At 39.4% G+C, this 25,108-nt stretch carries 21 protein-coding genes; 20 read left to right on the forward strand and 1 reads right to left on the reverse strand.

The genetic code is table 11. The annotated features are described in order from the left end of the window. Positions 1-9: 9 nt before the first annotated feature. The 14 genes from NU887_RS15085 (at position 10) to NU887_RS15150 (ending at position 17,540) form a co-directional block, all read left to right on the forward strand. A complete protein-coding gene (locus NU887_RS15085) occupies positions 10-636 on the forward strand; it encodes a c-type cytochrome (RefSeq protein WP_258424209.1) in 627 nt (208 codons plus the stop codon). Between the two features lie 2 nt (positions 637-638). Continuing rightward, on the forward strand, positions 639-1,931 hold the full coding sequence (locus NU887_RS15090; protein WP_258424210.1) for a quinol:cytochrome C oxidoreductase: 1,293 nt from the start codon (positions 639-641) through the stop codon (positions 1,929-1,931). A gap of 21 nt (positions 1,932-1,952) precedes the next feature. Then, a complete protein-coding gene (locus NU887_RS15095; protein WP_258424211.1) occupies positions 1,953-2,987 on the forward strand; it encodes a cytochrome c oxidase subunit II in 1,035 nt (344 codons plus the stop codon). Positions 2,988-3,002: 15 nt separating this feature from the next. Next, positions 3,003-4,895 (forward strand): cytochrome c oxidase subunit I, encoded by a 1,893-nt coding sequence (locus NU887_RS15100; RefSeq protein WP_258424212.1) that lies wholly within the window; start codon positions 3,003-3,005, stop codon positions 4,893-4,895. Next, positions 4,876-5,958, forward strand: a complete 1,083-nt coding sequence (locus tag NU887_RS15105) for a COX15/CtaA family protein (RefSeq protein ID WP_258424213.1) — start codon at positions 4,876-4,878, stop codon at positions 5,956-5,958. Before NU887_RS15100 ends, NU887_RS15105 begins: the two co-directional genes overlap by 20 nt. Continuing rightward, the gene (cyoE, locus tag NU887_RS15110) at positions 5,955-6,857 is read left to right on the forward strand and encodes a heme o synthase (RefSeq protein ID WP_258424214.1); all 903 of its coding nucleotides are present in this window, start codon (positions 5,955-5,957) and stop codon (positions 6,855-6,857) included. The genes NU887_RS15105 and cyoE overlap by 4 nt, the downstream gene beginning before the upstream one ends. Positions 6,858-6,860: 3 nt before the next feature. After that, positions 6,861-7,442 (forward strand): cytochrome c oxidase subunit 3, encoded by a 582-nt coding sequence (locus NU887_RS15115; protein WP_258424215.1) that lies wholly within the window; start codon positions 6,861-6,863, stop codon positions 7,440-7,442. Between the two features lie 19 nt (positions 7,443-7,461). Continuing rightward, the gene (locus tag NU887_RS15120; RefSeq protein ID WP_258424216.1) at positions 7,462-8,238 is read left to right on the forward strand and encodes a cytochrome c oxidase subunit 3; all 777 of its coding nucleotides are present in this window, start codon (positions 7,462-7,464) and stop codon (positions 8,236-8,238) included. An 18-nt stretch (positions 8,239-8,256) separates the two neighbouring features. After that, on the forward strand, positions 8,257-8,586 hold the full coding sequence (locus NU887_RS15125; protein WP_258424217.1) for a cytochrome C oxidase subunit IV family protein: 330 nt from the start codon (positions 8,257-8,259) through the stop codon (positions 8,584-8,586). A 78-nt stretch (positions 8,587-8,664) separates the two neighbouring features. Next, positions 8,665-9,333 (forward strand): SCO family protein, encoded by a 669-nt coding sequence (locus NU887_RS15130; protein WP_258424218.1) that lies wholly within the window; start codon positions 8,665-8,667, stop codon positions 9,331-9,333. Next, a complete protein-coding gene (locus NU887_RS15135) occupies positions 9,320-9,868 on the forward strand; it encodes a DUF420 domain-containing protein (RefSeq protein WP_258424219.1) in 549 nt (182 codons plus the stop codon). The genes NU887_RS15130 and NU887_RS15135 overlap by 14 nt, the downstream gene beginning before the upstream one ends. 32 nt (positions 9,869-9,900) lie before the next feature. Further along, complete coding sequence (locus NU887_RS15140) at positions 9,901-10,164, forward strand: hypothetical protein (protein ID WP_258424220.1); 264 nt, start codon at positions 9,901-9,903, stop codon at positions 10,162-10,164. Between the two features lie 51 nt (positions 10,165-10,215). After that, complete coding sequence (locus NU887_RS15145) at positions 10,216-13,932, forward strand: ATP-binding protein (RefSeq protein ID WP_258424221.1); 3,717 nt, start codon at positions 10,216-10,218, stop codon at positions 13,930-13,932. Positions 13,933-14,063: 131 nt separating this feature from the next. Beyond that, the gene (locus NU887_RS15150; protein ID WP_258424320.1) at positions 14,064-17,540 is read left to right on the forward strand and encodes a hypothetical protein; all 3,477 of its coding nucleotides are present in this window, start codon (positions 14,064-14,066) and stop codon (positions 17,538-17,540) included. A gap of 7 nt (positions 17,541-17,547) precedes the next feature. Here the strand turns inward: NU887_RS15150 and NU887_RS15155 are convergent, their stop codons facing one another. Further along, a complete protein-coding gene (locus NU887_RS15155) occupies positions 17,548-18,219 on the reverse strand; it encodes a 3-keto-disaccharide hydrolase (RefSeq protein ID WP_258424222.1) in 672 nt (223 codons plus the stop codon). Between the two features lie 270 nt (positions 18,220-18,489). Here NU887_RS15155 and NU887_RS15160 point away from each other — a divergent pair, with 270 nt between their 5' ends. The 6 genes from NU887_RS15160 to NU887_RS15185 all read left to right on the forward strand — a co-directional run bounded on the left by NU887_RS15160 (position 18,490) and on the right by NU887_RS15185 (position 25,087). Next, positions 18,490-19,125, forward strand: a complete 636-nt coding sequence (locus NU887_RS15160) for a hypothetical protein (RefSeq protein WP_258424223.1) — start codon at positions 18,490-18,492, stop codon at positions 19,123-19,125. A gap of 62 nt (positions 19,126-19,187) precedes the next feature. After that, a complete protein-coding gene (locus NU887_RS15165) occupies positions 19,188-21,626 on the forward strand; it encodes a heavy metal translocating P-type ATPase (protein ID WP_258424224.1) in 2,439 nt (812 codons plus the stop codon). A 2-nt stretch (positions 21,627-21,628) separates the two neighbouring features. Next, positions 21,629-21,817 carry a cbb3-type cytochrome oxidase assembly protein CcoS gene (gene ccoS / locus NU887_RS15170; protein WP_258424225.1) on the forward strand — a complete coding sequence of 63 codons (189 nt, stop codon included), beginning with the start codon at positions 21,629-21,631 and terminating at the stop codon, positions 21,815-21,817. A gap of 2 nt (positions 21,818-21,819) precedes the next feature. Beyond that, a complete protein-coding gene (gene ccoN / locus NU887_RS15175; protein ID WP_258424226.1) occupies positions 21,820-23,952 on the forward strand; it encodes a cytochrome-c oxidase, cbb3-type subunit I in 2,133 nt (710 codons plus the stop codon). Positions 23,953-23,964: 12 nt separating this feature from the next. Beyond that, entirely contained in the window at positions 23,965-24,156 is a 192-nt protein-coding gene (locus NU887_RS15180; RefSeq protein WP_258424227.1) for a cbb3-type cytochrome c oxidase subunit 3, read from the forward strand. Further along, entirely contained in the window at positions 24,143-25,087 is a 945-nt protein-coding gene (locus tag NU887_RS15185) for a cbb3-type cytochrome c oxidase N-terminal domain-containing protein (RefSeq protein ID WP_258424228.1), read from the forward strand. The genes NU887_RS15180 and NU887_RS15185 overlap by 14 nt, the downstream gene beginning before the upstream one ends. Positions 25,088-25,108: the final 21 nt, after the last annotated feature.

Below are 25,108 nucleotides of genomic sequence, written 5' to 3' on the forward strand. Positions count from 1 at the left end.
AATAGATATATGAAAATTACACGTTCTATATACACGTTTGCATTTCTTGGAGCAGTCTTAGGACTTGCTTCCTGTGGTGCCTCCGGTGAGGATCCCGGTTATGAATATGCACCTCAAATGTATAATTCTATAGCATACGAACCACTTTCACAGATTGTGAATGAGGATGAAGGGGCATGGTTATCTACTAGAGAAGACGGAAAAGGAGAGTTTTTCAATAGTAACATCAATAATCCCAACCGAATGAATATGCGGGAACCTGTTGCCAACACTGTGCCAAGGTCCAAAGATGGTTCTCTCCCATATAGATTAAAGCAATTTGAATTAGAAGCTGCCGCTTTGAATGAAAACCCCGTGACGCTTACTCCTCAGGTTTTGGCTGAAGGAAAGGTACTGTACACACAATATTGTTCAGCATGCCATGGACAAGGTGGTGAGGGAGACGGAAAAGCCGGAGAAGTTATAGGTGGTGTAGCCAACCTTAAAGGGGGTGCCTATATTAACCTACCTGAAGGCCATATTTTCCATGTAGTCATGAAAGGAAAAGGTAGAATGGGGGCGCATGGTTCTCAGATTCCTCAGGAAAGAATTTGGAAAATTGTTCACTATGTTAAACAAGAAATTCAGAAGCAATAATCATGGGTCACAGTACTACAAACTATAATTTGGATCAAAAATTTGATTTTACAGCAGGGCTGAAAAAGACAATATTTACAATTTTGATCATAGGTGCAGTTATCCTAACTGCAGGTATCTTGACAGCTGCTTTAGGCGGAGGCCATGGTGATGCACATGCTGAAGGAGGCCATGCCTTTCATTGGTACCAAAGACTTTATGCCAATCTTTGGATTAATAATGTCTATTTTACAGGTATTGCTGTGATAGGTGTTTTCTTCTTTGCTATTCAATATGCTGCACAGGCAGGATGGTCAGCATCATTATTGAGGATTTTCCTTTCTTTTGGCTATTGGTTGCCGTTTGCCGGCATTATCATGATAGTTAGTTATGCAATCTTAGGTCATGATATATTCCATTGGACACATAAAGAGCTCTTTGACGTAAACAGTCCTGAATATGATAAAATTATCGATGGAAAAGGGGCTTTTTTCTTTTGGCCACTTGAAAAAGGGACATTCCCTGCATTCTTTATCATTAGAATGGTTGTTTTCTTCGCAGCATGGGTGTTGTTCTTCAATAAATTAAGAAAATTATCTTATCAGGAAGATCTCAATCCTGGAAATCAGACTTGGTTTCAGATCAGAAAGTGGTCTGCGCTATTCCTTGTTTTCTTTGCTGTTTCTTCCTCTGTTTCTGCTTGGGACTGGGTTATGTCTATTGACACTCACTGGTTTTCCACAATGTTTGGATGGTATGTATTTGCTTCATGGTTTGTAGCCGGATTGTCTGCAATGACCTTAGTGACTGTCTTCTTAAAAGAAAGAGGATACTTGGAAATGGTCAATGAAAACCATATTCACGACCTTGGAAAATTTGTTTTTGCATTCTCAATTTTCTGGACATATATATGGTTTTCGCAATTCTTGTTGATCTATTATGCCAATATACCTGAGGAATCAGTTTATTTTATAGAGAGACTTCAAAGTGATGTGTACAGCCCGTTCATTTTTGTAAATCTAGCACTAAACTTCTTCCTTCCCTTCCTTGTTCTTATGACAAGAGATGCAAAAAGGCACGGAATATTTCTAAAGCTTATTTGTTCCTTAATCATCATCGGCCATTGGTTTGATTTCTTCCTGATGGTTCAGCCAGGTACTTTAGGTCATAATGGTGGATTTGGTTTAATGGAAATAGGAATGTTATTGGTATTTGGTTCTCTTGTAACATATGTTGTTTTAAACAACCTATCTAAAAGAAACCTCATTGCTAAAAATCATCCAATGTTGGAAGAAAGTTATCATCATCATATTTAATTATCCGATAAACTAATAATTATGTACGGATTTCTAATCGCAGTTGGTATTTTATTGCTCATATCCATAATATGGATGGTATATAGAATACAATCCCTTGTTTCAGTAGTAAAGGGCAGTGATAAAAAAGTTGCTTCAGGAAGTAATAAGGTGAACGCTTTCATGTTCGTTCTATTTCTTTTGGGATCAGGCGCTTTGATGTTTTGGTATTCTATCAAAGAATTTGATAATTATAATCCTCCTTTAGCTTCAGAGCATGGTGCAGTAACAGACCAGTTGTTTTGGATCACCATGGCTGTTACCGGAGTTATTTTCATTATTACCCATATTCTTCTTTTCTGGTTTCCATACAAGTACCAGTATAAAGAAGATAGAAAAGCGGCTTTTTATCCTGATAACAATAAACTAGAGGTAATCTGGACTGTCGTGCCTGCAATCGTATTGGCTTTGTTGGTAATTGGAGGTTGGAAAGCTTGGTCTGACATTACCAAACCTGCGCCCGAAAATGCGCATGTTGTAGAGTTGTTGGGTTATCAGTTTGCTTGGGAAGTGAGATATCCAGGAATGGACAATGTGCTTGGGGCTAACGATTATAGATTAACCAATGCATCAAATGTTTCAGGTGTGGATTTTTCTGACAAAAATGCACATGATGATTTTAATACACCAGTAGTTGTTATACCTAAAGGTGAACCTGTTCTTTTCAAAATCAGAGCGCGTGATGTTCTTCATTCTGTTTTCGCACCTCACATGAGGTTGAAAATGGATGCTGTTCCTGGAATGCCGACGAAATTTTGGTTTGTCGCTACCAAAACTACTGAAGAAATGAGAGCGGAATTAAATGACCCTGAATTTGAATATGAGATTGCATGCACCGAAGTATGTGGAAAAGGACACTTTTCTATGCGAAGAGTCATCAACGTTGTTGAGCCTGCGGAGTACAGAAAGTGGTTATCAGAACAAAAACCATATATTGTCAATAACCCTGCGCTTGTTGAGAATTTATCTCCTGAATTGAAAGAATTAGCTGAAATAACCATCAGCGAATACAAGTAATTAAACATTATAATTATGGCAACAGCTCATACAGCTACTCACAGTGCTAGTACTCATGATCACCATGATGAACATGAGCATCACGATAATTTTATAACAAAATATATTTTCAGTACTGATCATAAAATGATCGGCAAGCAATTCCTTGTGACAGGTATATTCTGGGCAATTATTGGTGGCTTGTTATCAATCATTTTCAGGTTACAACTCGGATTTCCGGATATGGAATTGTATTGGTTAAAACCATTACTTGGAGGATGGATAGATGATGCCGGTAAACTGGATCCTAATTTTTATTTGGCTCTCGTGACAATGCATGGTACCATCATGGTTTTCTTTGTATTGACTGCAGGTTTGAGTGGCACATTCTCCAACTTCTTGATTCCTCTTCAAATCGGAGCAAGAGATATGGCTTCAGGATTCATGAATATGCTATCTTACTGGTTCTTTTTTCTTTCCGGTGTAATCATGTTCACCTCATTGTTCATAGAAACTGGTCCTGCATCAGGAGGTTGGGTTGTTTATCCTCCTTTATCAGCTCTAGAACAAGCTATGCCTGGTTCAGGGTTGGGAATGACATTATGGTTGATTGCAATGACATTCTTTATTGCGTCTTCTTTGTTGGGAGGTATAAATTACATAACCACAGTGATCAACCTGAGAACAAAAGGAATGTCATTTTCAAGACTTCCTTTGACAATATGGGCTTTCTTCTTGACGGCTGTAATTGGTCTACTTTCATTCCCTGTATTGTTTTCAGCTGCATTGCTTTTGGTGTTTGACAGGAGCTTTGGTACAAGTTTCTATTTGTCAGACATTTATATCGGGGGCGAAGCTCTTCCAAACACAGGCGGTAGCCCTGTGCTTTACCAACACTTGTTTTGGTTCCTAGGCCATCCTGAAGTTTATATTGTATTGTTGCCTGCACTTGGTATTACCTCAGAAATTATTTCTGTAAATTCAAGAAAGCCTATTTTTGGTTACAAAGCAATGATTATATCTATGTTGGGCATCACGATTTTATCTTTTATCGTTTGGGCTCACCATATGTTCGTTTCAGGCATGAATCCTTTCTTGGGATCAATATTCATGTTCTTAACTTTGATTATTGCTATTCCTTCAGCTGTGAAGGTTTTCAATTACCTCACAACACTCTGGAGAGGTAACTTGATCTTTACTCCAGGAATGTTGTTTTCAATCGGTTTGGTGTCGTTCTTCATTTCAGGTGGTTTGACAGGGATTTTCCTTGGTAACTCTGCTATTGATATTCAATTGCATGATACCTATTTTGTTGTTGCCCACTTTCACTTGGTAATGGGTTCAGCATCTTTCTTTGGATTGATGGCAGGTGTTTATCATTGGTTCCCTAAAATGTTTGGAAGGATGATGGATGCTAGATTAGGGTATATCCACTTCTGGTTGACTTTTATCGGTGTTTATATGGTGTTTTTCCCAATGCATTATATCGGTATCGCAGGTTTCCCAAGAAGATATTATAGCTGGACTAACTTTGAGTTCTCCAATATGTATACTGACTTGAATATGTTTGTTTCAGTAGCCGCCATTATTACTTTTGGTGCGCAATTGATCTTCTTGTTCAATTTCTTCTATTCTATGTATAGAGGAAGGGTAGCCTCTTTGAATCCTTGGAGATCCAATACTCTAGAGTGGACTACTCCTCTTCATCCAAAGCATGGAAACTGGCCTGGTGAAATACCAACTGTATACAGATGGCCATACGACTACTCAAAGCCTGGAGCTGCTGAGGATTTTATACCACAGACTGTTCCGTTGTCTGCAACTCCTGAATCAAACCTACCTCATGAGCAGGAATTGGTGAAATTGGAAAAAGCAATCATTGCAGACGAAGAGGAAGTTCTAGTAGCCAATGAATCAAAAGAATCTTAATCAAATAAACAGCTTCCGTAGTATCAGTTTGATTACTGTGGTAGCTGTTTATTTTCTGATACTTGTCGGTGGGATAGTCAGAAGTACCGGGTCAGGTATGGGATGTCCTGATTGGCCTAAATGTTTTGGGAGCTGGGTTCCACCAACAAGTGTGGATCAGCTCCCATCTAATTATCAGGAAATCTATTCTAAAAAAAGAGTAGAAAAGAACAATAAGTTTGCCACCCAACTTGAGAAATTAGGTTTTCAAGAAAAAGCCTACCGAATCAAAAATGACAGATCCATTTTGGTTGAGCAAGAATTTAACCCTGTAAAAACCTGGATCGAATATGTAAACAGGCTGATTGGTGCCATTATTGGTATTTTGGTCCTTTTTACTGTAGTTAAATCAGTTCCTCTTTGGTCACTCAAAAAATCCATCCCGATCCTGTCTGTATTCAACCTGTTTTTGGTTTTGTTTCAAGCTTGGATTGGGTCTATAGTTGTTTCTACCAACTTATTGCCATGGATGATTACCCTTCATATGATGTTGGCTCTGGTAATAGTATGTATTCTGCTTTATGTTCATTTCCAATCTTATAAATTGATCTATGATACTCAAGTGAATACAGAAAAACCAAGCCAGCTGTTTGGGATCTTGGTCATAGGGTTTTTATTGATGCTTGTCCAAATTGTGTTTGGAACACAGGTTAGAGAGGAAATGGATATTGTGGCATTTGAATTTGGTAATCTCTTAAGGGGTGAATGGGTTGAGCACCTTGGATTGGTATTTCTTGTTCACAGATCGTATTCAATTTTGTTATTGGTAGTACATCTTATTTTCTTTTACAAAGTATACAAATACACATTGAGACATGTTAGTATCTTTAAATGGTCTCAGGTTCTTATCTTTGTGATCTTATTGGAGATTCTGACAGGTGTTGGAATGGCTTATTTTGGCGTTCCAGCATTTTTGCAGCCTATACATCTTTTGTTGGGAACCTTGATAATTGGGATACAGTTTGTCATTTTATTGCAACTTTATGCCCAAAGGAAGTTAAATCTAGAAAATGCAGGTTCATGAGAACTATAAATATTTCTGAAAATTCTATAACCGATTTCCTTATGCTAAGGGTCGGTGCTTATAATGATTTGATCAAATTCAGATTATCCGCACTTGTTACGTTTTCAGCAGTCTTTGGATTTATCCTTGGAGATTCTGGAGTTATATTTTCCTGGGGTAAGTTTTTTGCTCTAATGGTTGGTGGTTTTCTTATCAGTGGGGCTTCTGGGGCGGCAAATGAAATTTGGGAAAGGGATATAGATAAACTAATGAAAAGGACAGAAAATCGTCCTCTTCCTCTAAACCTTATTTCATTAAAAGAGGCATATTGGTTTACCTCAATCATTGCTTTAATTGGGATTTCAATTCTTTGGATTTTCACCAATCCTTTGACTACCCTGCTTGGTGTTTTAAGTATGGTACTTTATGTTTTTGTTTATACACCATTAAAAAGAGTCGGTCCCATTGCAGTTTTTGTAGGAGCAATTCCCGGCGCAATGCCTCCTTTATTGGGTTGGACAGCTGCTACGGGAGTGATTTCCCATGAGGCCTTAATTATTTTTGGAATACAGTTTATTTGGCAATTTCCCCATTTTTGGGCGATAGCATGGGTGAGTGATGAAGATTATAAAAAAGCAGGATTCAAATTGCTTCCAAGCGGAGGACAAAAAGATCTGAATACAGCCATCCAAATTATGATTTATACACTTTTCCTATTGCCTCTTGGCTTACTTCCAACATATTTTGGATTGACAGGAATCAATTCAGGTATTGTGGCTACCATATGTGGTGTATTGTTTTTGGCGCAGACTTTCTCACTGATGAAAGATTGTTCCAGAAAATCAGCACTTAAAATAATGTTTGGGTCTTTTCTCTACTTGCCGATTGTTCAGATTGCCTATTTATTAGATAAAGTTTAATCCATGGAAGAGAAATTTGAATACATAGAAAATGCTGAGCAGCCGATTGCAATGCATCCTAAGAAATTCGCTTTGTGGCTATTTATAGTCACAGTCGTGATGATTTTTGCTTCCCTTACCAGTGCCTACATTGTTAGACAATCAGAAGGTAATTGGTTGGAATTTGACCTCCCATCAATATTTTGGTACACATCAGGAATTATCGTATTGAGTAGTATTACCCTGCATTGGGGATATTTATCTGCAAAAAAGGATGATTTGCAATCTCTTAGGACAGGAATGATAGTCACTTCCGCTCTTGGCTTTGCTTTTCTGGTGGGACAATGGTATAGCTGGGTAGCTTTGGTAGATAGGGATGTCTTTTTTGTAGGAAATCCGGCAGGTTCTTTTCTTTATGTTTTCACAGGATTACATGCATTACATTTAGTCAGTGGTGTGATATTTCTAATTATTGTATTAATTTCGTCCTTCAGGTATCAGGTCCATTCCAAAAACCTCGACACTATGGAAATGTGCCTCACATATTGGCATTTCTTAGGGGGGCTTTGGTTATACCTGTTCATGTTTTTGTTATTGAATCATTAAAAAGTAAACAATATAATATATGTCAACGACTGCAACTGCAATTGGGGTAAGTCCCAAAAGAGGAGTCTGGGGTGGAGGAAATGAGCCCCTGAAAGCCAGTTATGGGAAACTCATGATGTGGTTTTTCCTGCTATCTGATATCTTCACATTTGCCGCTTTATTGATCACTTACATTTCACTTCGTGTAAGTTTTCCTGCCTATGGAGGACCTGCCGACGCTTTTGTAGGGTCAAATGAATATTGGCCGGTACCTGAATTGGTATTTGATGCGATTCCTTTTTTCCACGGAGTTCATATTCCCTTGGCTTTTGTTGGTTTAATGACTTTCATTTTGATTTTGAGTTCTGTCACCATGGTATTAGCAGTGGAAGCAGGTCATCGAAATGATAAAAAGGATGTAGTCAAATGGTTGCTTTGGACTTTGCTTGGAGGTATCACTTTCTTAAGTTGTCAAGCTTGGGAATGGACCCACTTTATCCATGGCACACCAAATGGATCTTTGATTACATATGTTAATAATTTTGGACAAACAGTAACCGAAACCATATTTGGTGCAAACCTTTCAGTAAATGAATATGGTCCTTCCAATTTTGCTCAGCTGTTTTTCTTCATTACAGGATTCCACGGTTTTCACGTGACACTTGGTGTTTTCTTGTTGTTCCTTGCTTTTTACCAGGCAGCAGTGGGAGTATACGAACAAAGAGGGCATTATGAAATGGTTGAAAAAATCGGTCTTTATTGGCACTTTGTTGACTTGGTTTGGGTGTTTGTATTTACCTTATTCTATTTGATCTAAATTATAAAATTCTAAGATATGGCTTCCCTCCAAAATAAATCTGCGCTAGACGTAATGCCTCGGGATGAGGCAAAAATCAAAAAAATCTGGAAAACAGCAGGAATACTTCTTTTGTTGACTCTTGTAGAATTTGTGTTTGCATTTACCCTTCCAAGAGGTTTAATCCTTTATGCGATATTTATTGCCTTGACTATTTGGAAAGCAAAATATATCATGATGGAATTCATGCACTTGGGTGAGGAAGCAAAACCCCTTTTCTATTCCATTATTGTTCCATTGATTTTCCTTGTTTGGTTAGTTATTGCTTTGGTTAAGGAGGGTTCTGATATTTTCCTTATGAGATGGTGAAAAATTAAAAATAATTCAAAAAAAGAAGGTTGGAGTGGGAACTTCAACCTCTTTTTTTGTTTAAGTAAAAAAACAATAATGAAAAGATTGAGAATTCTTCAGGGTTTGGTTTTGGTTTGTATTCTACTGGTTCCCGTAGTGATTTTTTTGTTTTTGAAAACTTTCGGGAATAACCAATATGATATTCCGGTGTTTTTCCAAAATGGAGTTGAGGATCCACTCAGTGAATGCAAAATGACAGATTCAGGTCAGCATTATATTCCTGGATTTACCCTTTTGGACCAAAATGGCCAATCCCGAGGAAGCAAAGAAATGGCCGAAAAAATTACCATTGTGGATTTTTTCTTTACTTCCTGCCCAAGTATTTGCCCTGTCATGTCTACAGAGCTTGAAAGAGTTGATGATGCTTTCAGAAATGATGATCAAATCCGGATTTACTCTATTTCTATAGATCCGGAATATGATACTCCGGAGGTGTTAGCTGAATATGCCCAAACGCATATGGCTACAGCCGGTAAATGGTTTTTTTTGACAGGGGACAAATCCTTGATTTATAACCTGGCCCGCTGTGGATTTATACTTCCAACAATTGACGGAGAGGGTCAGCCTGAAGAGTTTGTTCACAGTGACAAATTCGTTTTGGTAGATGGACAAGGAAGAATTAGAGGATATTATAGTGGAACAAACCGCGAAGACGTTGATAAATTGATATTAGAGACAAAAATTCTATTACATGGAACAAAGTAGTGTTGTAAATTCCGAGAAAGGAATAATCAGATGGATTTCTATTATAGCGGTGATTGTACCTGTTTTGGTGGCGATCCTTTTGTTTATGCCTACCAAAATAGACGTAGCAAGTGATTGGGTATATTTTCTTCCCCATTTGAATGCTGTCATTAATTCAGCTGCTACATTGGCACTGATAGCAGGTGTGGTATTCATCAAAAAAGGGAATATTGAGTATCATAGAGCAGCAATGACCGCTGCATTTGGTTTGGGAGCTATTTTCTTGATTTCTTATGTTGTTTATCATGCAACAGCAGAAAGCACTACATTTGGAGGTGAAGGTTGGATCAGACCAGTATATTACTTTATCCTGATCACCCATATTGTATTGGCAGCGGTTGCATTATTTCCTATTCTATTGGCCTACTATTATGGTCATACGGATCAAAGGGTAAAACATAGAAAGGTTGTTAAGTTTGCATTTCCAATATGGCTATATGTTACTGTCACCGGAGTGATCGTTTATCTAATGATTAGTCCATATTATAACTTCTAAACTTATTTGTTTTACCTAGCGTTTGGAATTATATGAAACTCACTTATAGATATCTTTTGGTTTTTCTCTTTTTCATGATGTCACATGTTTCAACTTGGGCTCAATGTGCCATGTGCCGGGCAGGGATTGAAAATAATGTAAGCAATGGGGAAACTACTATTGGGGCAGGTTTGAATATGGGGATCCTCTACCTTTTGATCATGCCCTACACCTTGGCTGTCGTATTGGGATACCTTTGGTATAGGAATGCAAAAAAAAGAAAAAGTAAATTCCTTTTTCACGGAGAAAAATTTTAATTAATGGCCAAGATCTGGGTACAGATTTTGCTTTTTGCTTAACTTATGGTTATGCGAAACACTCGGACGATTTTACTTTTTGTTACCCTCATCAGTCTGGGTGTTTTGTTGGCGGTTAATTTTTTTTTAACTGAAAGAGATGAAGAGCAAAGACTGATTAAGCCAATTTCAAAAGAAATCCAAAGAATTGACGGTGAGTTTGATGCTGACTTTCTACAACTTTTGTTGAAAAACCGACCTGAAGAGGAATTTTCTTTTACCAATCTGACAATAGATTCATTTCATTCCTATTATCTGTTCAGTGAATCAGGAAAGTTGATATACTGGTCTGATTTTTCATTTATGCCTGATTTTGATTGGATAAACCCCAAAGCCAATCAAAGAATTATGGAAGATAAAAGGGGGATATTTTTTTCTAAGGTACGAAGGTTCTCACGCAATAATCAAGGATATTGGATCATCCAGTTATATCCACTGTATTTTAAAAGAGATTTTCAAAATCAGTATCTAGAATCTGGTTTCAATTCTGAAATTTTCCCAAGTGGCCTTAAGAGTATTTCTGCTATTCAGGAAGAGGGATTATTGGATGTAAAAGGATCCAAAGGTGAGTTTTTGTTCTCTGTTTATTTTGATCCTGATCAAATCCCTACAGAACCTTCCAGTCGTTTCGCTTTGATGATTTTCTTTTTTTCACTTTTTTTCCTTGTCCTATTGGTAACAAGAAACCTTATTTTGGGATTGTGGAGAAAAGGAAAGCAAGTAAAAGCATTTATTGCAGCCTCTGCTGTTTTGGTTACCATAAGAGCACTCATGCTCGCCTTCAGGTTTCCGAAGGATTATTTTGACTACAAGTTGTTTGATCCATCGGGTTATGCTTCTTCTTGGATCAATCCAAGTCTTGGTGACCTTTTTCTAAATATAACCTGCTTAGCTGTGCTCTTGGCTATGGTTCTGAGAATTATAGCGAGCAACGATTTTAAAAATTGGCTTGAAAAAAGAAAGATAAAAAAAGACAGCAGGTTGTTTTTGATCATCGCTTATTTATTTTCGACTCTTTTTTTGGTCCTTTTTTATGCTTTATACATTGATATTTTGAGCAATTCCCAATGGGACCTTAATATATTGAGTCTTCCTTCTTTGGATTGGTTCAAGGTTGTCAGTTTATCCATCGTATTTCTAGGTGGAGCGGGGTATTTTTTATTTACAGTTTTGGCTTTGGAGCTGGTGTTTTACAATAGTCCTTTGAACAAGTCTAAGGCGCTTTACATCATCATTTATTTTTCTGTTCCCATAGTCGCAGTTTTGGCCTACTTTAATTGGATATTGATGGTGGCCTATCTGGCGCACTTTATTTTTTTGGTGGCTGTCATCAACTTTAACCTTTACAGATACATTTTTACTATTGGATTGAATACTTTCCTGACATTTTTCTTTGGTTGCCTAATTGCTGCGATAATTACCGGAGTGGCTTCCCATCAGGTTTATTTGGATAGGAATTTTAAATCCAAAGCAAGTTTTGGAACCGAAATGTTGGTAGAAAATGATATCCTCGCGGAGTTTTTTCTATCTGATATTATCGAAAGAATCAGTCAGGATATTTTTATCAAAAACTCCATGACAGACCTATTGATGAGAAAGGAGCTCATTGAGCAAAAAATCAGGAAAATCCACATGATCAATTACTTTGATCAATATGTTCTCAAAGTGAAGGTTTTCAATTATTTCGGTGAGAATCTTTTGGACCGGAATAATTCAAATACGTTGCAGGAAAATGAAATACAATTTGTAAAAAGCGATTTTGCCACTTCAGTCAAAGATTTATATTTTATCCATAAAGGGACAGAAGGGGACGGAAATCAATATTTTGCTTTTATCCCGATGTATAAGGATGATGTGTTTATCGGAACAGTATTTTTGGAACTGAGACAGTTAAGGATTGTTCCCGGATCGGTTTTTCCAAAGCTTCTTATAGATGAAAAATATATGGCAGGGATGAACGATAAAAAGTTTGACTATGCTGTTTATGAGGAAGGCGAGCTCAAATACGGTGTGGGTTTATTCAACTACCGGGCGGCGGGAATTGAGAAGTTACTGGACCAATCCATCCTTTTTAGTTCAGGAATTTACAAAGGTAAATTCCATCATGTCGGTGTAAAGGAACAGGACAAGGTAGTGGTGGTTTCCTCTCCTGTATATCCTATATATTACATTTTGGCAGATATTTCTCTTTTCTTTTTAGGTTTTATCATATTTACACTTGGTGCTTTGATCATAGGTGCTTTCTCAAAGAAAATCGAATCTTTGAGATTTAACTATGCCACAAAGCTTCAATTATACCTAAATTTCGCCTTCTTTTTCCCAATACTGATTATCAGTATTATCATCGTAGGCTTGTTTACCAGCTCCTATCAGGAAGAACTGCATAGGCAATACCTTCAAAAAACCTCACTTGTTACAGACAACCTTTCCCCGGTAATCGAAAAGAGGAACAGTGGGTTGTTGGAAAAAGATGAGATCTTAGAAACGATAAACAACCTTTCCGGGAATGCGAATACGGATATAAATTTGTATAACAATGAAGGCATATTGGTCAGCACATCTCAACCCAACATTTTTGACAAAAAGGTTTTGACCAATTATATAAATCCAAATGCGATTGTTGAATTGGTAGAAGGACAGAACAACCTTGTGCTCTTGGAAGAGAAGATAGGCAACCTTACTTTCAAATCAGTATATTCTGCCATCAGGTCTAAGGATGGTCAGGAAGTGCAGGCGATTGTTGCTATCCCGTTTTTTGAGTCGGAGACTGAGTTGGATTTGTTGATTGCAGATGTATTGAGCAATATCATCAATATATTCGTTTTGGTTTTTGTTGTGTTTTTATTCATTTCCTATTTTGTCTCCAGGAATCTGACTTTTCCTTTCAAGTTACTTACCCAAAAACTAAAAGTCACGGGACTGGACAATAATGAACCTATGTTTTGGCCTACCCATGATGAAATTGGGTTGCTGGTAAATGAATATAACAACATGCTTTTTAAGTTGGAAGCCAGTAAAAAGGACCTCGCAAGTTCTGAAAAAGAATCCGCTTGGAGAGAAATGGCCAAGCAGGTAGCCCATGAAATCAAAAATCCGCTCACCCCGATGAAGCTTACATTGCAGCATTTGTTGCGGTTGCAGTCTGAAGGAAAGCTTGACGATCCCAAAAAACTCAAACAGCCCTTGGAAACTTTGATCCATCAGGTAGATACATTGAGTGATATTGCCACTTCTTTTTCCAGTTTTGCAAAAATGCCGAAGCCTAAAAAGGAACTTATGGATTTCAAACAGGTGGTATTGGGAACATTAGAATTATTTAAAAACAGGGAAAACGAAAAAATAATCTTTGGGGATCTTACCGAAGAAGGCAATCTCCCGGTGATGGGCGACAAACAGCTATTTGGGAGAATCATTGCCAACTTGATCATCAATGGATTTCAGGCAACTGAACCTCACAAAAAATCCGTAATCCTCGTTTTTCTAAGGGTTATTGAGGACCAAGTTGTATTGGAAATAAAGGATAACGGCAAGGGCATACCCGTCGAATTGAGAAATAAGATTTTTATGCCAAATTTCAGTACAAAATCAGAGGGTTCCGGTTTGGGCCTTGCAATTGCAAAAAGAGGGGTAGAAACAGAAGGTGGAAAAATATGGTTTGAAACAGAAGAAGGTAAAGGAACATCATTTTTTCTTTCTTTCAACTTGGTGGAGGAAATTCCTGTTCAGTGAAAAAATCGACTTGTTTGTTTCTTGTTCTGTCTGGATTTTTTGCTTTTAAATCGGAGAAAATGCTTTTAATCTGAGAGTTATCCATCTTTTTGATGAAAATATTACCTTAGCAAGGATATATGCATAACAGTATGATTCGGGTAAGGTATTTTGTCTTGATTCTAATTTTGAATTTGGGATTCAGCACCTCCGTTTTTTCCCAAAATTCAGTCTGCAAGTGGGTTCCCTCCGAAAAATTTTCAAAATCGTTTTTGCTGGATTCGTTAAGTGTCTTGACGGAAAGTATCAATATAAAGGATAGGTCTGGTAAGGATTATCTTTTCACTTATGATCTCAATACAGGCAATTTACAAATCCAATTGGATCGAGAAATTGAGGTTGACTCGCTTCTTATCTGTTACAAAACTTTTCCTTATGCCCTGAATCAGACTTCTTCCAAAAGGACTTTGTTGGCAGATTATGATTCGACAGCCATGTTTAGAAACAACAGGGTTCAGGCAGCTCCAACATTTGACTTTCGTGAGGAATTATTCCCAAGTACCAATTTGAACAAATCTGGCAACCTTACCCGGGGGATTTCTTTTGGCAATACCCAAAACCTGTTTGTAAACTCATCTTTGAATCTTCAGATGAGTGGCCAGCTTACCGAAAACCTGAATATCAGGGCCAGTATCACTGACCAGAATGTGCCTTTTCAGCCGGAAGGAAATACCCAACAAGTTCAGGATTTTGACAATATCCTCGTGGAGCTTTACAATGACAAACTGAGTTTGGCTGCGGGGGATGTGGTGTTGCAACAGAGAAAATCTGAGTTTTTGAGATACTATAAGAATGTGCAGGGAGCCCAATTTACCACCAATTATTTGGTAGGTGATAAGTGGCGGGCATCTACCCAAGCTGCCGCCTCTGTTGCAAAGGGTAAGTTTGCTTCCATTGTTTTGGAAGTAGCAGAAGGAACGCTTGGTCCATACAGGATTCAAGGACCTCAAAATGAAAGATTTGTCATCATCATGGCCAATTCTGAAAGGGTATTTTTGGACGGTGTCCAGCTTCAGAGAGGATTCAATTATGACTATGTCATCGACTATAATCAGGGTGAAATCACTTTTACGCCAAAAGTTTTGATCACCCAATACACTAGAATCCGGGTAGATTTTGAATATGCAGAGCGAAATTATTCACGGTCAATCCTGACTGCCAACCATATTCAGGAATCCGATAAGGTTTCTTTTTACATGAATTTATATAGGGAGCAAGACAATAGAAACCGACCGCTGTTTTTTGAGCTGTCTGACCAAGACAAATCGCTTTTGGCATCTGTTGGCAATGATGTAGAATCTGCAGCTGTGCCAAGAGTAGATAGTGTTGTATTTGATCCCAACCGGATCCTGTATAGGAAAGTTACCGATATAGATGACCAAGGAAGGCCTTTTGAATATTTCGAATATTCCAATAATCCTGATGAAGCCTTCTTTGTGGTCTCATTCAGTGAAGTTGGCCAAGGAAATGGGGATTACATCAGGCAAAGCCAATTGTCCAATGGTCCTGTTTTTGCTTTTGTATCAAAGGTCAATGGAGTATCACAAGGAAATTATTCCATCTTTTCACCGCTTCCGGCTCCCAATAAAAAACAGATGTTTACCACCGGGACAAGGATAAAACTCAATGCCTACGAGCAGGTATACAGTGAGATGGCTTTTTCAAATACAGACCAAAACCTCTTTTCTGATATCGATAATGAGACCAACCGAGGCTTTGGTGTCAAATCAGGAATCGTGTCAGATAACAGAGTTTTGGATGGCTTTAAAGGATATAAATTTAGGGCATTGGCTGAGTATGAATACAACTCTACACATTTCAGCTTTATAGACCGGTTGCGATATATCGAATTTGACAGGGATTGGAGTCTCAATCCGGAAGATGCCATGGAAGCAGGTCATGAGAGAATTTTCAACACCCAGATTGAATTGGTCAAGGACTTCAACAATGCCTTCAGCTATCGGTTCAACCTCAGAAATCGAGGTCAGGTTTTAGCCGGAACCCAGCATCTTGCAAAATGGGATCAACAATTAGGAAAGCGGTTTTTTGTCAAAAACAGTTTTTTCCTGTTAAATTCCAATGTCCGAAATCTGAATTCGGATTGGCTCAGATATACCGGTGATTTTCAATTCCGCTCCAAAGTTTTGGTTCCCGGGTATAGGATCATGGTCGACAGAAACGCTGTTCGAGATATCGAAAAGGATTCCGTGGTGAGTACAGCAATGAATTTTTTGGAACACCTTGTGTACCTCAAATCCAATGATACCTTGCCCTACTCTTTCTTTCTGAATGCCTCAATTAGAGAAGATAAATTTCCGGTCAATGGCGTGATTACCCCTGATACGGAGGCATTTCAAGGCATGTTTGGATTGAAAAGGAGATTCGGGGTCCATGATTTGACAGCGACATTTACCTATAGAGAACTTGAATTTCTCAGGCTCAATCAAGAAAAAGAAACCACTGTACTGAGCAAAGTCGATTATTTGGGAACACTGGCCAAAGGCAATCTCAGAAATGAGCTCAGTTATGCTTTAGGCAATGGGCGTGAGTTTAGACGTGAATTTATTTTTCTTCCTGTCCCGACCGGGGAAGGAACCCACGCATGGAGAGATGATAACAATGACGGAATCCAGCAGCTGAATGAATTCTACATCGCCATCAATCCTGAAGAAAAAAGTTTTATCAAGGTGTTTGTTCCCACGTCTGAGTTTGTACAGGCGTTTACCACCATTTTCAATTACCGACTCAATGCAAGATTTCCGGATACCTGGAAAACTAGCGGAGGGGTCCTGCAATTTCTTCAGAAATTTTCAAATACCACAAGCCTAAGCATTGAGAAGAAAATCACCTCCGATGAATTTTGGGATAGGGTCAATCCTTTTGTTGGCGGGTTTTCTCCTGAGGATTTGATTTCTGTCAGACAGGTGATCCGATCATCCTTTTTCTTCAACAGGTCTTCTGCCAAGTATGGATTTGATTTGTCGCTTTTTGATAGTCAAAACAAACAGTTGCTCTCAGGAGGTTTTGATGACCTGATCCAAAAAGATTGGAGATTAAATATGAGGTATAACTTCAGTCCAGTATTGAACCTCAGGATCTTGGCTCAGACAGGAAGCAGAATAGCCAATTCGGATTTTTTGAGCAACAGAAATTATTTCATTGAGCAAAAGGGAATAGGCCCTGAATTAGCTTGGCAGCCAAGCAGTCTTTTCCGGTCAACGGTCATATATCAATACCTTGATAAACATAATCTCGCAAACCAAGAAATCGATGAAAGGTCAAGTACCCATCAGATGGGTCTGGATTTTAGGTTTGCAAAGGCTGTTAAAACCACCATCAACGCCAATTTCAAATACACTTTTATTGAGTACAACGGTCAGCCAAATTCACCTGCGGGATACGAAATGTTACAGGCTTTGACTCCGGGCAATAACCTGACCTGGACATTTAATTGGCTCCAAAAAATAGGAGAGGGTCTTCAGATGAATGTGGTTTACGAAGGAAGAAATTCACAAGGTCTTGAACGTTTGGTTCATATTGGAAGGATGCAGGTGACGGCATTATTTTGATGGATGATCATTTTTCTAATGGAAACAATTCCACCCTTCTGAATTCCACTTCAGCCCCTTCGGCTTGAAGAGCGATTTTTCCCTTCTTTGCAGTGGCTCCGTAGCCTTGGTTTACCAAATCCCCATTCAGCCAAACAGTAATGGTATCAGCCTTACATTTGATTGTCATTTTGTTCCACTCGCCCAATGGCTTTTCTGATCCGTCTGTCAGATTGAGAATGCGCCTGCCTTTGCCTTCTGTGATTCCCCAGTTTTCCTTCGGGCCACGACGCGCTTCCATATCCGGAACTTTGATGTCTTCTACGATGCACCAAAAGTCTCCGGCGTTTTCATGCATCATCTGCACTTCGATAGATTTGGGAAACATATTGTATAAATTTCTTGATCCTGAGGCATGGACCAAAATACCGCAGTTTCCCGGTTCAGATGCAAACCTGTATTCGATTTCCAGTCTGTAATTTTCAAATTCCTTGTCAGTCAGCAAATGTCCGTTTGGTGTTCCCAAGCTCACGAGCATTCCATTCCTGACAATAAAGGGAATTCTATTGCTACTGTCTTTTTGAAGGTCAGGGATATCCATGTACCAACCGTCCAGAGATTTTCCATCAAACAATCGGATAGACTGCGAAAAAAGGCTGAGGGAGCAAAATAGAAGAGGGATAATCAGAAGTCGTTTCATAGCTTGATTCTTTTATATATTAATTTGGGAAATCAATCTGGGATTTCTCATATTATTATCCAAAATATGTCCGAATTGAACAAGAAGTAATTGTTTTTCAATGAAATAAAAAATGTGAGGCCTATGGTTATGATTGTCTTTGAGATCAGAAAAATTTTATAAAAATCATTTTTGACCAAAAACATGATTTTAATCATGTTTGAACCTACTTAATGTCACCCTAAAAATTTGACCCTTACTTTAGATTTGTAGCTTAGGATTGGAAAAGCTATGGTTTCGAAAGTAGACAACACAGTAAATTTTGCAATTCCGGAGGAAATAATAAAGTCTCACTATTGTGAAAAACTACCTTCGGGATTCCCGGTAAACCTTACCAAAGGAGGAGCCGGAATGATGTGCAATCCTCATCAGGGGCCAACACTTTATACAGCTCATTTACCGGAAGTACTTGACTGGCTTCATGGACTTGAAAAACCAAAAGCTTTGGAAAATGAGCCATGTGGAATCCCGGTGCTACTTTTTGACAGGGAAATGTCCACTGAAAACCTGCTTTTTCATTACGATGGAACTCCAGCTTCTGCCAGATTAATCAAAAACTTTATTGAACTCTTTCAGGATAACATTAAAAGCAGCAAAGCCACCATCATTTCTCCAAGCTTTATCCCCAAATCAAAAATGAGAGAAGAGCAAGAGATCGTGCAATTAGTAACAGGCTCTACGGCTGAGACTTCTTTTATTAAATTTAATTTCAACAGGATTGGTGATTTTTGGTCATATGCTGTCAAACACCACTGTACACTTTTGGTGACTACAAAAAATTACCAGTCCGATCTGGCCAAAGTCCTTTTTCATTTTTACAAAGGCGGTATGTGGTACGATCGTTTGTCATTTTACCTAGCCCTATAAATCATTGAATTAGATGATTTTTGTCATGTTTTTAAGGGTTTTATCTAGCTAAATTGTACGAAATGTCAAATCAGGTCAATACATCCATCCGACGGGAAACTTCCACTTGCTACCACTGCGGGGAAGAATGCAAAGATGAAATTCTCCATATCGGAGAAAAGGATTTTTGCTGCACCGGGTGCAAACTGGTCTATGAAGTGTTGAGCGAAAGTGACTTATGTACTTATTATGAAATAGCAGATAAGCCTGGATTAAGCCAAAAATCAGTTTCCGGAAGAGATAACAGATTTGATTACTTGGATGATGCAGACATTGTCAGGAAGTTGGTAGACTTCCAAAACGCAGAGGAAACCCATATTACTTTTTCGATTCCTTTGATCCATTGCGCTTCCTGTATCTGGCTTCTTGAAAACCTCCATAAACTTCACCCCGGCATAATTTCCGGAAGGGTAGAATTCATCAAAAAGAAAGTCCAGGTCAAATACCTCCAAGACAAAATCAGCCTTAAAGAATTGGTCAGTCTGCTTTCCCGGATTGGATATGAACCCACGATCAACCTGGCAGATGCCGACAAAAAGACAGTCGTAGTCACTGATAAAAAACTGATTTACAAACTTGCCGTTGCCGGATTTTGCTTTGGCAACATGATGCTTTTCAGTTTGCCTGAATATTTTGCAGAAGTAGAATTGTTGGGAGAAGGGTTCAAAAAAACCTTCAATTATTTGAACGTCATGCTCTCTCTTCCTGTATTTTTTTATGCTGCGACTGATTATTATCGTTCAGCATGGCTTTCGATCCGGAATAAGGCAGTCAATATGGATGTGCCGATAGCCATCGGGATTGTCACCTTATTTACTTATAGTCTTTTCGATATTTTCATGTTGGGAAATGAAGGCTATTTGGATACGATGGGTGGACTGCTTTTCTTCCTTTTGATCGGAAAATATTACCAGCAAAAGACCTACGACACACTTTCCTTTGACAGGGACTACAAATCTTATTTTCCGGTAGCCGTCACCAAAATAGTAAGAGATGAGGAAGATGTCATTCCGTTGATCAAGCTGAATGTCGGGGATATCATCAAAGTCAGAAATGAAGAACTGATACCGGCGGACAGCATTTTATTGGAAGGAGAAGCGTTTGTTGATTACAGTTTTGTTACCGGAGAGGAAGTTCCTGTTGCCAAAAGAAAAGGTGAGCTGATCTATGCGGGTGGAAGACAAAAAGGAAAGGCTTTGACTTTGGCGGTTCAAAAATCACCTTCTCAGGGGTATTTGACTGATTTGTGGAACAATGATTCCTTTGATAAAGAAAAAGTCAACAGTCTGGAATCTTTGGCAAACAGGATTTCTGGAAAGTTTACTTTCATTGTCTTGGCAATAGCCTTTGGCGCTTTGATATATTGGGGGGTTACAGGTCAGCTATCTATGGGGGTTTTGGCCTTTACCTCAGTGTTGATCATAACATGCCCCTGTGCTTTGGCCATGTCCACTCCATTTACATTGGGAAATACCCTTCGGGTGTTTGGCCAAGGAAAATTCTTTCTCAAAAATTCACATGTCATTGAGAAGCTTGCCAAAGTCGATACAGTTGTTTTTGACAAAACAGGAACACTTACTTCCACTTCTGAAGCTTCTGTCAAATATTTCGGAGAGCCACTTTCGACAGAATCCAAGTCCATCATCAAATCATTGGTAAATCAGTCTACCCATGCCCTCAGCAACCGCATCAATACCGCTCTTGATGGAGTGAAAGCCATCAAACTGGGAGAGGTTGAGGAGATTTCAGGAAAAGGCCTTAGGACAATTTACAAGACCCAAGAAATAAAGTTGGGTTCAGCGGACTTTGTCGGAGCTGGGACACAAGGATTGCCGGAAGGTGGAAATCTCGTGTTTTTTGCAGTGGAAGGTACGCTTCTGGGATATTTTTTCATTCAGAGCGGTTTGCGCAAAGGTATAGAAAATGTGGTTTCTGATATCAATGAGAAATTTCCTGTTCATTTTCTTTCGGGCGATCAAGACCATGAGCGGGTGAATCTTGTCAAGGTTTTTGGAAATCAGATACTGATGAATTTCAACCAAAGCCCAAGTGACAAACTTGCCTATATCAAAAACCTGAATCAAAACAGCGCCCATACCCTCATGATAGGAGATGGCCTCAATGATGCCGGCGCTTTGAGAGAGAGCCAAGTTGGTATTGCCTTGACAGACAAAATCACGAATTTTTCGCCTGCCTCTGATGCCATCATGGATGCAGCAGTCATCCAAAAACTACCTGCCTTTTTGGATTTTACAAAAACCAGTAGAAAAATCATCAAAGCCAGTTTTGGATTGAGCTTTACCTATAATATAGTCGGGGTATACTTTGCTGTACAAGGACTGGTAAGTCCTGTATTCTGTGCTATCCTGATGCCTATCAGCAGTATTTCGGTAGTTGTATTTACCACGCTGACCACCAATTATCTCGCCTACAGAAGGGGCTTAAAAGACAAAATCTGGTAACCATGGAAGTCATATTTGTATTGATCGCAATCAGTCTCATCCTCGCAGGATCTTTTCTTTTCCTGTTTTTCAGGGCGATGAAAGGAGGACAGTTTGATGACAACCATACTCCGGCTATCCGGATCCTATTTGATAATGAAACAAAATCCAAAGACAAAAAAGAACCATCACCATCAACAAAATCTAAGTAAGTATGCCAGGAACAACACTTGAACAGTTCAGTTACGACAACAAGATCGTAAAGTACTTCGGCGTCGCCACCATAGCTTGGGGCCTTGTCGGAATGCTGGTCGGGGTTATAGCAGCCACCCAGCTGTTTTTGCCCGAGGCCAATTTGGGAAATCCCTACACCACTTTTGGAAGAATCAGACCGCTCCATACCAATGCGGTGATTTTTGCCTTTGTAGGAAATGCGATTTTCGCAGGGATTTATTATTCCATGCCTAGACTATTGAAAACACCCATGTGGAGCAAAGCCCTTAGCTGGTTCCACTTTTGGGGTTGGCAATTGATCATTCTATTGGCGGCTATTACCCTTCCGCTGGGTTTGACGACCTCAAAGGAATATGCCGAATTAGAATGGCCGATTGACATTTTGATAGCCATAGTATGGGTTGCTTTTGGTGCCAATATGATCGGTGCCTTGATCAAAAGAAGAGAAAAGCACATGTACGTCGCCATTTGGTTCTATTTGGCATCTTTCGTTACAGTAGCCGTTCTCCATATTTTCAATTCCCTTGCTTTGCCTGTATCCTTTTTCAAAAGCTACTCAGCCTATGCAGGTGTTCAGGATGCTTTGGTTCAGTGGTGGTACGGACACAATGCAGTAGCATTCTTCCTGACCACGCCTTTCTTGGGATTGATGTATTATTATCTGCCCAAAGCAGCCAATAGACCAGTCTATTCTTATAAGTTATCCATTGTTCACTTTTGGTCATTGATTTTCTTGTACATCTGGGCAGGTCCTCACCACTTGCTTTATACGGCATTACCGGAATGGGCGCAGGTATTGGGTACTGTTTTCTCAGTCATGTTGATTGCTCCTTCATGGGGAGGTATGGTCAATGGTCTTTTGACATTGAGAGGTGCCTGGGACAAAGTAAGGGTTGATCCTGTTTTGAAATTCATGGTTGTCGCTGTCACAGCATACGGTATGTCCACATTTGAAGGACCTTTGCTTTCATTGAAAAATGTAAACGCCATAGCTCACTACACTGACTGGATCGTAGCACACGTGCATATAGGAGGTTTGGGCTGGAATGGTTTCTTTACTTTTGCCATGTTGTATTGGTTATGGCCAAAAATGTGGAAAACAAACCTGTATTCAACAAAACTTGCCACCACCCACTTTTGGATGGGTACCATTGGTATCATATTCTACGCATTGCCAATGTATGTCGCAGCTTTGACTCAGTCATTGATGTGGAAGGAATTTACCGAAGCCGGTAGATTGGCATATCCAAACTTCTTGGAGACTGTCATCCAAATCAAACCTATGTATATGTTGAGGGCTTTTGGTGGTCTATTGTATTTGGCAGGTGCATTCTTGTTGGTTTACAATATGGTAAAAACAGCACAGCAGGGTAAATTCATGGCTGAAGAGGCTGATGAAGCACCAGCATTGAAACCGCACGTACCTGTTGAGGGAGAATTCTGGCACAGGGCTTGGGAAAGAAAGCCTGTATTCTTTACAGTTTTGGCGACCATAGCCATCTTGATAGGTGGAGCCATAGAGATCATTCCAACCATCTTGGTCAAATCCAATGTGCCGACGATATCAAGTGTAACTCCTTATACTCCTCTTGAGCTTCAGGGTAGAGATTTGTATATCTCTCATGGTTGTGTGGGTTGTCACTCACAGATGATCAGACCATTCCGTTCGGAGACAGAACGATTTGGTGAATATTCCAAGGCAGGTGAATTTGTTTATGACAGGCCATTCCTTTGGGGTTCCAAGCGTACCGGTCCGGATTTGCATAGAGAGGGAGGAAAATATCCAGATAGCTGGCATTACCACCACATGGTAGATCCTACATCCATGTCGCCGGGTTCATTGATGCCTCCATACCCGTGGTTGTCTACCAATATCATGGACCACTCTGATGTTCCTGCCAAAATCAGAACCTTGCAAAAATTGGGTGTTCCTTATCCTGAAGGATATGATGAGCAAGCCAATGCAGACCTGACTTTACAAGCCAATAAGATAGCTGCCAACCTGAAAACAGCAGGTGTAGAAGTAATGCCTGAATCCGAAATGGTCGCATTGATCGCCTATCTCCAACGCTTGGGTACAGATATCAAAAAAACAACAGCCTCTAACCCATAAATTTCAGGAACTATGAAAAAGGACATATTAAGTTCCATCGAGAACATAGAAATCTACCCCATCATCTCCTTGTTGATCTTCGTGATTTTCTTTATAGGGATGTTTATATGGGTGATCAGTGTGGATAAAAAATACATCAACCATATGAAGGAAATGCCTTTCAATGACAAACCACAAAATTTAGAAGGCTATGAAAAAGTTTAAATCCTTATTTCTAGTGATTGCAGGGATGTTTTTAGCACTTCCTTCATTTGCGCAGACAAGCGAATCAACCTGGTTTGCCAACCTTCAAAGTATGGACAGTACCCAACTCACGCTTCTTGTGATTCTTGGAGTAGTGCTTGGTGTCATCGTCTTACTTCTGATATTGATGATTTATCTGATGACGTTTATGACGGCAGTATTCAGAAAAGAAAATCCAGAAATGGCAAACCAACCTTCATGGTGGGATGAGTTTAAGATCAAATACGTCACAGGAAAAATGAAACCTGTGGGAGGTAAAGAAGAGAAAGAACTCATGAAGGAACATACTTTTGACGGTATTGTGGAACTTGATAACCATATGCCGCCTTGGTTGGCCAATGTATTCTACCTCACCATAGGATTTGCTGTGATTTATTTCACCTACTTCACTGTTTTGGGCTTGGGCAAAACCCAACTCGAAGAATATGCAGAGGAGCAGAGAATTGCGGCTATTCAGATAGAGGAATATAAGGCACTTGCAGTAAGTAGCATTGATGAGAATTCTGTGGTATTTGATGAAACTCCCGCAGCCATTGCAGCAGGACTAAGTATCTTCAGTGCCAACTGTGTAGCTTGCCACGCACAAGATGGGGGTGGAGGCGTAGGTTCCAACCTCACAGATGAGTATTGGAAGCACGGAGGATCAATCAATGATATCTTCAAAGTGATCAAATATGGTGTTCCGGAAAAAGGAATGATTCCTTGGCAAGATCAATTGAGTCCTGAACAAATGCAGCAAGTTGCTAGCTTTATCTTGACACTCCAAGGAACCACCCCTGCCAATCCCAAAGCAGCAGAAGGAGAAAGATATGTACCTGCAGGCGCTGAGCCTGCCAAGGCAGATTCAGTCGCAGCCCCTGTTGCTGTAGAAGCGGTAGCAGAAGCCAAATAAGTAATAACCCCTGAGAGGACT

Origin of the sequence: Aquiflexum gelatinilyticum (assembly GCF_024741135.1) — a bacterium.
GTDB classification, from domain to species: domain Bacteria; phylum Bacteroidota; class Bacteroidia; order Cytophagales; family Cyclobacteriaceae; genus Cognataquiflexum; species Cognataquiflexum gelatinilyticum.

What these genes read in the sequence shown, in the direction of transcription:
- NU887_RS15165 (WP_258424224.1), top strand. Translation starts at nt 19,188, where the DNA reads ATGTCAAATCAGGTCAATACATCCATCCGACGGGAAACTTCCACTTGC.
- NU887_RS15130 (WP_258424218.1), top strand. Translation starts at nt 8,665, where the DNA reads ATGAAAAGATTGAGAATTCTTCAGGGTTTGGTTTTGGTTTGTATTCTA.
- NU887_RS15145 (WP_258424221.1), top strand. Translation starts at nt 10,216, where the DNA reads ATGCGAAACACTCGGACGATTTTACTTTTTGTTACCCTCATCAGTCTG.
- NU887_RS15135 (WP_258424219.1), top strand. Translation starts at nt 9,320, where the DNA reads ATGGAACAAAGTAGTGTTGTAAATTCCGAGAAAGGAATAATCAGATGG.
- ccoS (WP_258424225.1), top strand. Translation starts at nt 21,629, where the DNA reads ATGGAAGTCATATTTGTATTGATCGCAATCAGTCTCATCCTCGCAGGA.
- NU887_RS15115 (WP_258424215.1), top strand. Translation starts at nt 6,861, where the DNA reads ATGGAAGAGAAATTTGAATACATAGAAAATGCTGAGCAGCCGATTGCA.
- NU887_RS15180 (WP_258424227.1), top strand. Translation starts at nt 23,965, where the DNA reads ATGAAAAAGGACATATTAAGTTCCATCGAGAACATAGAAATCTACCCC.
- NU887_RS15150 (WP_258424320.1), top strand. Translation starts at nt 14,064, where the DNA reads ATGATTCGGGTAAGGTATTTTGTCTTGATTCTAATTTTGAATTTGGGA.
- NU887_RS15120 (WP_258424216.1), top strand. Translation starts at nt 7,462, where the DNA reads ATGTCAACGACTGCAACTGCAATTGGGGTAAGTCCCAAAAGAGGAGTC.
- NU887_RS15085 (WP_258424209.1), top strand. Translation starts at nt 10, where the DNA reads ATGAAAATTACACGTTCTATATACACGTTTGCATTTCTTGGAGCAGTC.
- NU887_RS15090 (WP_258424210.1), top strand. Translation starts at nt 639, where the DNA reads ATGGGTCACAGTACTACAAACTATAATTTGGATCAAAAATTTGATTTT.
- NU887_RS15185 (WP_258424228.1), top strand. Translation starts at nt 24,143, where the DNA reads ATGAAAAAGTTTAAATCCTTATTTCTAGTGATTGCAGGGATGTTTTTA.
- NU887_RS15140 (WP_258424220.1), top strand. Translation starts at nt 9,901, where the DNA reads ATGAAACTCACTTATAGATATCTTTTGGTTTTTCTCTTTTTCATGATG.
- NU887_RS15125 (WP_258424217.1), top strand. Translation starts at nt 8,257, where the DNA reads ATGGCTTCCCTCCAAAATAAATCTGCGCTAGACGTAATGCCTCGGGAT.
- NU887_RS15155 (WP_258424222.1), bottom strand. Translation starts at nt 18,219, where the DNA reads ATGAAACGACTTCTGATTATCCCTCTTCTATTTTGCTCCCTCAGCCTT.
- ccoN (WP_258424226.1), top strand. Translation starts at nt 21,820, where the DNA reads ATGCCAGGAACAACACTTGAACAGTTCAGTTACGACAACAAGATCGTA.
- NU887_RS15160 (WP_258424223.1), top strand. Translation starts at nt 18,490, where the DNA reads ATGGTTTCGAAAGTAGACAACACAGTAAATTTTGCAATTCCGGAGGAA.
- cyoE (WP_258424214.1), top strand. Translation starts at nt 5,955, where the DNA reads ATGAGAACTATAAATATTTCTGAAAATTCTATAACCGATTTCCTTATG.
- NU887_RS15100 (WP_258424212.1), top strand. Translation starts at nt 3,003, where the DNA reads ATGGCAACAGCTCATACAGCTACTCACAGTGCTAGTACTCATGATCAC.
- NU887_RS15105 (WP_258424213.1), top strand. Translation starts at nt 4,876, where the DNA reads ATGAATCAAAAGAATCTTAATCAAATAAACAGCTTCCGTAGTATCAGT.
- NU887_RS15095 (WP_258424211.1), top strand. Translation starts at nt 1,953, where the DNA reads ATGTACGGATTTCTAATCGCAGTTGGTATTTTATTGCTCATATCCATA.